The organism is Ideonella sp. (genome assembly GCF_035254525.1).
In the GTDB taxonomy this organism is placed as follows: domain Bacteria; phylum Pseudomonadota; class Gammaproteobacteria; order Burkholderiales; family Burkholderiaceae_C; genus Ideonella.
Genome location: NZ_DATFAN010000169.1, coordinates 1 through 9,042, shown reverse-complemented (window position 1 = coordinate 9,042; position 9,042 = coordinate 1). Strand labels below are relative to the sequence as shown.

The following is a 9,042-nucleotide window of genomic DNA, read 5'->3' as shown; positions in this document are numbered from 1 at the left end:
CCACGCGGTGGCCCTCGGCGGCCAGCGCGGCGAAGCGCTCGCGCGGCGCGAAGGTCGGGGGGCCGAAGTCGCGCGGCGTCATCGCGGTGGCGCAGGCGTAGGTCACGCCGTCCAGCGCCTCGGCCAGGCTGCCGACGATGCAGGCGCCCTCCAGCACATCGGTCGCGCCGCTGGCCATCGCCAGCGCCTCCTCGCGGTTCAGCACGTCGGCAAAGCGGGGGGCGACCAGCACCAGGTTCGAGAACCCCATGACCTTCATCGCGCGGGCCGCCGAGCCCACGTTGCCCGGGTGGCTCGTGTGCATCAGCACGAAGCGGGTCGGGTCGGCGGCAGGGGCGGTGGTCATCGGCGGCTAAAATCAGCGGTTGTTCGCGCGGATTGTCCCTGCTGACCGTCCCGCCCCGCTCTTTGCCCCCGCCAGCTCGTTCCCGACGCTCGTCCAGCTTTTCTCAGGTCGCCCATGTCTCAATCCATCCACCCCATGCTGAACATCGCCATCAAGGCGGCCCGCACCGCGGGGGCGATCATCAACCGGGCCTCGCTGGACGTCGACCTGCTCCAGGTCACGGCAAAGAGCACCAACGACTTCGTCACCGAGGTCGACCAGGCGGCTGAACAGGCCATCATCGAGACCCTGCTGACCGCCTATCCCGGCCATGGCATCCTGGCCGAAGAATCGGGCCGGCAGCACGGCGCCAAGCACAGCGATTTCCTCTGGATCATCGACCCGCTGGACGGCACGACCAACTTCATCCACGGCTTTCCCGTCTACTGCATCTCGATCGCGCTGGCGTTCCGCGGCAAGGTCGAGCAGGCGGTCGTCTACGACCCGACGCGCAACGACCTGTTCATGGCCTCCAAGGGCCGCGGCGCCTTCCTGAACGACAAGCGCCTGCGCGTGTCCAAGCGCACCCGGCTGGGCGAGGCCCTCATCGGCACGGGCTTCCCCTTCCGCAAGGGCGACAACCTGCAGCGCTACATGAAGATGTTCGAGACGGTGGCGCCACACTGCGCCGGCCTGCGCCGCCCCGGCTCGGCCGCGCTGGACCTGTGCTACGTGGCCGCCGGCTGGTACGACGGCTTCTTCGAGACCGGCCTGAACCCCTGGGACGTGGCGGCCGGCTCGCTGATGATCACCGAGGCCGGCGGCCTGATCGGCAACTTCACCGGCGAGGCCGATTTCCTGCACCAGCGCGAAGTCGTCGCCGGCTCGCCGAAGGTCTACGGCCAGCTCGTGCAGCTGCTGGCGCCGTTCACCCGCGTGATCAAGGAAGACGAGCCCGCCGCGCCGCCCACCGCGCCGGCCACGGCCACGGCCGAACGCAAGCCGCTGCGCGTGCGCAAGATCAAGGCGGCCGACGCCACCGCCGGCGACGACCACGCCGACTGACGCGCCAGGTGCCCTGCCGATGAAGAGCGAGACCCTGCCGGTGCAGGATTTCAGCGCCCACACGCCGATGATGCAGCAGTACTTGCGCATCAAGGCGGAGCACCTGGACACGCTCGTGTTCTACCGCATGGGCGACTTTTACGAGCTGTTCTTCGACGACGCCCGCAAGGCCCACCGCCTGCTCGACATCACGCTGACCACGCGCGGCCAGAGCGCGGGCGAGCCGGTGGTCATGGCCGGCGTGCCGGTGCACGCGGTCGAGAACTACCTCGCCCGGCTGCTCAAGCTCGGCGAATCGGTCGCGGTGGCCGAGCAGGTCGGCGACGTGGCCACCGCCAAGGGACCGGTCGAGCGCAAGGTCGTGCGCGTCGTCACCCCCGGCACGGTGACCGACAGCGAGCTGCTCGACGACCGCGCCGACACGCTGCTGCTGGCCGTGCACCGCCACCGCGGCAGCCTCGGCCTGGCCTGGCTGGGCCTTGCCAGCGGCCAGCTCGGCCTGGCCGAATGCAGCGAACGCGAGCTGCCCGGCTGGCTCGCCCGGCTGGCGCCCGCCGAGATCCTGGTCGACCGCGACGACGTGGCCCCGGCGCTGCGCCAGGCCAAGGCCACGCTGACCGCCCGGCCCGCCTGGCAGTTCGACACGGGCCTCGGCCAGCGCAAGCTGTGCGAGCAGCTCCGCGTCGCCTCGCTCGCCGGCTTCAATGCGCAAGACCTGGCCACGGCCCACGCCGCCGCCGCCGCACTGCTGGCCTATGCCGAGCACACCCAAGGCCGCGCACTGGCGCACGTGAGCACGCTGGCCGTGCAGCGCGCCAGTGACCTGCTCGAGCTGCCGCCCGCCACCCACCGCAACCTCGAGCTGACCGAAACGCTGCGCGGCGAGCGCTCGCCCACGCTGCTGTCGCTGCTCGACACCTGCCGCACCGGCATGGGCAGCCGCACGCTGCGCCACTGGCTGACCCACCCGGCGCGCGACCGCGCCACGGCCAGCGCCCGTCACGCCGCGATCGCGCAGCTGCACGCCAGCGGCTTCGAGGGCCTGCGCGATGCCCTGCGCGCGGTCAGCGACGTCGAGCGCATCGCCTCGCGCATCGCGCTGCGCCAGGTGCGCCCGCGCGAGCTCGCGGGCCTGCGCGCCACGCTGGACGGCCTGCCGCTGCTGCGCCAGGCCGCGCCGCGCGGCACCGCACTGCTCGACGAGTGGCGCGCCGCGCTGTCGCCCGACCCGGCGGTCGGCGCGCTGCTGATGCGCTCGATCGCCGAAGAGCCTGCCGTGCTGCTGCGCGACGGCGGCGTCATCGCCACCGGCTTCGACCCCGAGCTCGACGAGCTGCGCGCCATCGGCCAGAACTGCGACAGCTTCCTGATCGACCTGGAAACGCGGGAACGCGCCCGCACCGGGATCGCCAACCTGCGCGTGCAGTTCAACCGCGTGCACGGTTTCTACATCGAGGTCACCGCCTCCGGGCTGGACAAGGTGCCGGCCGACTACCAGCGCCGGCAGACGATGAAGAACGCCGAGCGCTTCATCACGCCCGAGCTCAAGGCCTTCGAGGACAAGGCGCTGTCGGCGCAGGACCGCGCGCTGGCGCGAGAGAAGTGGCTGTACGAACAGCTGCTCGAGCAGTTGCAGCACTGGCTCACGCCGCTGGCCGCCCTGGCACGCGCGCTGGCCGGGCTGGATGCACTCGCCGCGCTGGCCGAACGCGCGGCCACGCTCGACTGGTGCCGCCCCGAGTTCGTCAACCACCCCTGCATCGAGATCGAGGCCGGCCGCCACCCGGTCGTGCAGTCCCGGCTGCAGGAAACCGGTGGGGCGGAGTTCATCCCGAACGACTGCCGCCTCGATGCCCGCACCCGGCTGCTGGTCATCACCGGCCCCAACATGGGCGGCAAGAGCACCTACATGCGCCAGGTGGCGCTGATCGTGCTGCTGGCCGCGATGGGCTCCTACGTACCGGCACGCGCCTGCCGGCTCGGCCCGATCGACGCGATCCACACCCGCATCGGCGCCGCCGACGACCTGGCCAACGCCCAATCGACCTTCATGCTCGAGATGACCGAGGCCGCGGCGATCGTGCACGGCGCCACCGAACAGTCGCTCGTGCTGATGGACGAGATCGGGCGCGGCACCTCGACCTTCGACGGCCTTGCGCTGGCCTCGGCCATCGCGAGCCAGCTTCACGACCGCAACAAGGCGTTCACCCTCTTCGCGACCCATTACTTCGAGCTCACCGAGTTTCCGCGCCGCCACGAGCGCGCACTGAACCTGCATGTGAGCGCCACCGAGAGCGGCGACGACATCGTCTTCCTGCACGCGATCGAGCCGGGCCCCGCGAGCCGCAGCTACGGCGTGCAGGTGGCGCGCCTGGCCGGCATGCCGCCGGTGCTGATCCGCCAGGCCCGCGCGACCCTCGAAGCGCTGGAGACCCAGTCGCGTGAGCGCGACGCCCAGGTCGACCTCTTCGCGGCGCCGCCCGCGCCGCCGGCCGCCGCGCCCTCCCCCGTGGACGACGCACTGGCCCGCATCGAACCGGACACCCTGACGCCGCGCGAGGCATTGGACGCGCTGTACCGTCTGAAGCAGATCCAGCAGCAGCAACCACAGCAGAAAGCCACCCCATGACCTACTGTGTCGGCATCCGGCTCAATGCGGGCCTGGTGTTCCTGTCCGACTCGCGCACCAACGCGGGCCTGGACGCGATCAGCACCTTCCGCAAGATGATCGTCTACGAGAAGCCGGGCGATCGGTTCATGGTGCTGCTGTCGGCCGGCAACCTGTCGATCTCGCAGTCGGTGCGCGAGATCCTGCAGGTCGAGCAGGTGCCGCAGGGCGAAGGCGAGCCGCTGACGATCTGGAACGCCAAGAGCATGTTCGACGCGACACGCGTGCTCGGCAGCGCGGTGCGCCGGGTCCACGAGCATGACGCCGCCGCGCTGCACAGTGCCGGCGTCGACTTCAACGCCAACATGATCTTCGGCGGCCAGATCCGCGGTGAGGCGATGCGCCTGTTCCACGTCTACTCGGCCGGCAACTTCATCGAAGCCACGCGCGAGACCTGCTTCTTCCAGATCGGCGAAAGCAAGTACGGCAAGCCCATCCTCGACCGCGTGCTGACCCCGACCACGCCGCTGGAGGAGGCCGCCAAGTGCGCGCTGGTGTCGATGGATTCGACGCTGAAATCCAACCTCTCGGTCGGACTGCCCCTGGACCTGCTGGTCTACGAGGAAGGCAAGCTCCAAAGCAACAACATTGCGGTGATCGACGACCAGAACCCCTACTTCCGCATGATCCGTGACACCTGGGGCCAGCGCTTGCGCGAGGTCTTCGAGGCCATCGACGACCCGCACTGGGACGGCTCCGACACCGCCCACCCGCTGCTCGCCCCGTCCGGACGCTTCGAGCCGATGAAGAAGATCGGGCACCCGCGGGACAGGGTCATCTGAGTGGGCACGCCGCCCCCCGCCCGCCACCTGGTCTTCTCGCACGCCAACGGCTTTCCGGCAGGCACCTACCGGGTGCTGTTCGAGCGCTGGCAGGCCGCCGGCTACACCGTGCATGCGATCGAGCGCTTCGGCCACGACCCGCGCTACCCGGTGGCCAGCAACTGGCGCGCCCTGCGCGACCAGCTGATCGACTTCATCGACACCGAGGTGGGGGGGCCCGCCGCGCTGGTCGGCCATTCGCTCGGCGGGCTGTTGAGCCTGCTGGCGGCCTGCAAGCGGCCCGACCTCGCGGCGCGGCTGGTGATGCTCGATTCGCCGGTCATCACCGGCTGGCGGGCGCACAGCCTGCAGATGATCAAGCGCAGCGGGTTGATCTCGCGCATCTCGCCGGGCAAGGTCTCTCGACAGCGGCGCCACCAGTGGCCCGACCGTGCCGCCGTGCTGGCCCATTTCCAGGCCAAACCGGTCTTCGCGCGCTGGGACCCGCGCGTCCTGGCCGACTACGTGGCGGCCGGCTTCGAGGAACGCGGCGACCACGTCGAGCTGGCGTTTCACCGTGAAGTCGAGACGCGGATCTACAACACCCTGCCGCACCACCTGGGCCAGCTGACGAAACGCCACCCGCCCCAGTGCCCGGTGGGCTTCATCGCCGGCACCCAGTCGGCCGAGGCCCGCCAGGGCGGCCTGGCCACCGCCCACGCGATGGCGCATGATCGGTTTCGCTGGATGGAGGGCACGCACCTGTACCCGATGGAGCGGCCCGACGACACCGCCGAGATGGTCCTGACCCTGCTGTCCTGAGGCTGCCCGCCCGGCACGCCACCCGTATAATCACGCTTTACCACCACGGCACTCCTGCAAGCGACCCGCCACGGGTTGAGCAAGAGTGCCTTTTGACATGACCAAGTTCGTCTTCGTCACCGGCGGTGTGGTGTCCTCCCTCGGCAAGGGCATCGCGTCAGCGTCACTCGCCGCGATCCTCGAATCGCGCGGCCTCAAAGTCACCCTGATCAAGCTGGATCCGTACCTCAACGTGGATCCGGGCACGATGAGCCCCTTCCAGCACGGCGAGGTGTTCGTCACCGACGACGGCGCGGAAACCGACCTCGACCTGGGCCACTACGAGCGCTTCATCACGACGCGCATGCGCCGCAGCAACAACTTCACCACCGGCCAGATCTACAAGTCGGTGCTCGAGAAGGAACGCCGCGGCGACTACCTCGGCAAGACGGTGCAGGTCATCCCGCACGTCACCAACGAGATCCAGGAGTACGTCAAGCGCGGCGCTGGTGTCGGCACGGCCGATGCGGTCGACGTGGCGATCGTCGAGATCGGCGGCACGGTGGGCGACATCGAATCGCTGCCCTTCCTCGAAGCCGTGCGCCAGATGAGCCTGAAGCTCGGGCCCACGCACACTGCCTTCGTCCACCTGACCTACGTGCCCTGGATCGCCACCGCCGGCGAGCTCAAGACCAAGCCGACCCAGCACACCGTGCAGAAGCTGCGCGAGATCGGCATCCAGCCTGATGCGCTGCTGTGCCGTGCCGACCGGCCGATCCCCGACGACGAGCGCGAGAAGATCTCGCTGTTCACCAACGTGCCGCAGCACGGCGTGATCTCGATGTGGGACGTGGACACCGTCTACAAGGTGCCGCGCATGCTGCACGAGCAGGGCCTGGACGAGATGATCTGCATGAAGCTGCAGTCGCTCACCCGCCCGGCCGACCTGCGGCGCTGGGACGATCTGGTGCGCGAGGTCGAGCATCCGCGCGGCGAGGTCACGATCGGCATGTGCGGCAAGTACACCGACCTGTCGGACAGCTACAAGTCGCTCAACGAGGCGCTGCGCCACGCCGGCCTGCACAACCATGTGCGGGTCCGGATCGAATACCTCGACGCCGAGACGCTGACCGATGGCCAGGCCGACGCGCAACTCGCGAAGGTCGATGCCATCCTCGTGCCGGGCGGCTTCGGCAAGCGCGGCGTCGAGGGCAAGATCCACGCCGCCCAGTTCGCCCGCGAGCACAAGGTGCCCTACCTCGGCATCTGCCTGGGCATGCAGGTGGCCACCATCGAATACGCCCGCCACCTGGCCGGCCTGGAGGGTGCCAACTCGACCGAGTTCGACCCCGCCTGCCCGCACCCGGTGATCGCGCTGATCGACGAGTGGCAGGACCGCGACGGCTCGATCCAGAAGCGTGACGCCAACTCCGACCTCGGCGGCACGATGCGCCTGGGCGCGCAGAGCTCCGACGTCAAGCCCGGCACGCTGGCCCACGAGATCTACGGCCCGGTCGTCACCGAGCGCCACCGCCACCGCTACGAGGCCAACGAGCACTACCTCGACCGCCTGCAGCAGGCCGGCCTCGTGATCTCGGCGATCACGCAGCGCGAGAAGCTGACCGAGATGGTCGAACTGCCGCGCGACCAGCACCCCTGGTTCGTCGGCGTGCAGTTCCACCCCGAATTCAAGTCGACCCCCTGGGACGGCCACCCGCTGTTCATCAGCTACATCAAGGCAGCGCTGGCTCACCAGGCCGCGCGCCGCAACGAGAAGGCCGCCGCATGAAGCTTTGTGGGTTTGACGTTGGGCTGGACAAGCCTTTCTTCCTGATCGCCGGCCCCTGCGTGGTCGAGAGCGAGCAGCTGCAGATGGATGTGGCCGGGCGCCTGAAGGAGATGACCACGAAGCTGGGCATCCCCTTCATCTTCAAGTCCAGCTACGACAAGGCCAACCGCTCCAGCGGTGGATCGTTCCGCGGCCCGGGCATGGAAAAGGGCCTGGAGATCCTGGCCAAGGTCAAGCGCGAGCTGAAGGTGCCGGTGCTGACCGATGTGCACAGCGAGGCCGAGATTGGCCAGGTCGCCCAGGTTGTCGACGTGCTGCAGACCCCGGCCTTCCTGTGCCGCCAGACCGATTTCATCCACGCGGTCGCCAGGAGCGGCAAGCCGGTGAACATCAAGAAGGGCCAGTTCCTCGCCCCGCACGACATGAAGAACGTGATCGACAAGGCCCGCGCCGCCGCGCGCGAAGCCGGCCTGTCGGAGGACCGCTTCATGGCCTGCGAACGTGGCGCGAGCTTCGGCTACAACAACCTGGTCTCCGACATGCGCAGCCTCGCGATCATGCGCGAGACGAGCGCGCCGGTCGTCTTCGACGTGACCCACTCGGTGCAGCTGCCGGGCGGCCAGGGAACCAGCTCCGGTGGCCAGCGCGAATTCGTGCCGGTGCTAGCACGCGCCGGCATCGCGGTCGGCGTGGCCGGCCTGTTCATGGAAACCCACCCCGACCCGGCGAATGCGCTGTCCGACGGCCCGAACGCCGTGCCGCTGAAGCACATGGCGGCGCTGCTCGAGCAACTGGTCGCGCTGGACCGCGTGGTCAAGACTCAGCCGCTGCTCGAAAACGACTTCAGCTGCTGAGCAAGGAACTCGCCATGGCCTACGGCTACCTGCTCGTCACGATGAACATCAGCGACCCCGAGCGCTACAAGCAGTACATGGCCCAGGCGCCGGCGGCCGTGAAGGCCTTCGGGGGCGAATACCTGGTGCGTGGCGGCAAGCACGAGACGCTGGAAGGTGACTGGCAGCCGCACCGCGTGGCCGTGCTGCGCTTCCCGAGCTACGAGCGGGCCAAGGCCTTCTACGACGACGCGCAGTACACGCAGATCCGTCAGCTGCGCAAGGGTGCCACCGACTACTTCAACATGGTGCTCGTCGAGGGCTTCGAAGGCACCGTCTGAGCACCACCCACAACGATCTTGATGCCCGCAGGTAACGGATTTCCGGCATCCTGCGCGCCTTGAATTTGCATAAACCGGAGAGAGATGAATGAGTGCCATCGTTGACATCGTCGGCCGCGAGATCCTCGACAGCCGCGGCAACCCCACCGTGGAATGCGACGTGCTGCTGGAGTCCGGCACGCTGGGCCGCGCAGCCGTGCCGTCCGGCGCGTCGACCGGCTCGCGCGAGGCCATCGAGCTGCGCGACGGCGACAAGAGCCGCTACCTCGGCAAGGGCGTGCTCAAGGCGGTGCAGAACATCAACAACGACATCAGCGAGGCCGTGCTGGGCCTGGATGCCTCCGAGCAGGCCTTCCTCGACAAGACCCTGATCGACCTGGACGGCACCGACAACAAGAGCCGCCTGGGCGCCAACGCGATGCTGGCCGTCTCGATGGCCGTGGCCAAGGCCGCAGCCGA

Annotated in this window: 8 protein-coding genes and 1 pseudogene; 8 read left to right on the top strand and 1 reads right to left on the bottom strand. The window is 69.0% G+C overall.

What is annotated here, in order from left to right; all coding sequences use genetic code 11:
• Positions 1–346, bottom strand: a 346-nt coding sequence (locus VJ693_RS17800; RefSeq protein ID WP_324156304.1) for a TrmH family RNA methyltransferase, incomplete at its 3' end; no start/stop codon positions are given.
• Positions 347–460: 114 nt separating this feature from the next.
• Between VJ693_RS17800 and VJ693_RS17795 the strand changes: the two genes are divergently transcribed.
• The 8 genes and pseudogenes from VJ693_RS17795 to eno all read left to right on the top strand — a co-directional run.
• The gene (locus VJ693_RS17795; protein WP_324156302.1) at positions 461–1,390 is read left to right on the top strand and encodes an inositol monophosphatase family protein; all 930 of its coding nucleotides are present in this window, start codon (positions 461–463) and stop codon (positions 1,388–1,390) included.
• A 19-nt stretch (positions 1,391–1,409) separates the two neighbouring features.
• Positions 1,410–4,019: a DNA mismatch repair protein MutS gene (gene mutS, locus VJ693_RS17790; RefSeq protein ID WP_324156300.1), complete on the top strand. Its 2,610-nt coding sequence runs from the start codon at positions 1,410–1,412 to the stop codon at positions 4,017–4,019.
• Positions 4,016–4,840 carry a proteasome-type protease gene (locus VJ693_RS17785; RefSeq protein ID WP_324156298.1) on the top strand — a complete coding sequence of 275 codons (825 nt, stop codon included), beginning with the start codon at positions 4,016–4,018 and terminating at the stop codon, positions 4,838–4,840. The genes mutS and VJ693_RS17785 overlap by 4 nt, the downstream gene beginning before the upstream one ends.
• Entirely contained in the window at positions 4,841–5,641 is an 801-nt protein-coding gene (locus VJ693_RS17780) for an alpha/beta hydrolase (protein WP_324156297.1), read from the top strand.
• A gap of 97 nt (positions 5,642–5,738) precedes the next feature.
• The gene (locus VJ693_RS17775; protein ID WP_324156295.1) at positions 5,739–7,409 is read left to right on the top strand and encodes a CTP synthase; all 1,671 of its coding nucleotides are present in this window, start codon (positions 5,739–5,741) and stop codon (positions 7,407–7,409) included.
• Entirely contained in the window at positions 7,406–8,263 is an 858-nt protein-coding gene (gene kdsA / locus VJ693_RS17770) for a 3-deoxy-8-phosphooctulonate synthase (protein ID WP_324156293.1), read from the top strand. Before VJ693_RS17775 ends, kdsA begins: the two co-directional genes overlap by 4 nt.
• A 14-nt stretch (positions 8,264–8,277) precedes the next feature.
• Positions 8,278–8,583, top strand: coding sequence for a DUF1330 domain-containing protein (locus VJ693_RS17765; RefSeq protein ID WP_324156292.1), 306 nt, complete (start codon positions 8,278–8,280; stop codon positions 8,581–8,583).
• 88 nt (positions 8,584–8,671) lie between these two features.
• Positions 8,672–9,042: pseudogene (gene eno / locus VJ693_RS17760) on the top strand (phosphopyruvate hydratase); the annotation flags it as partial.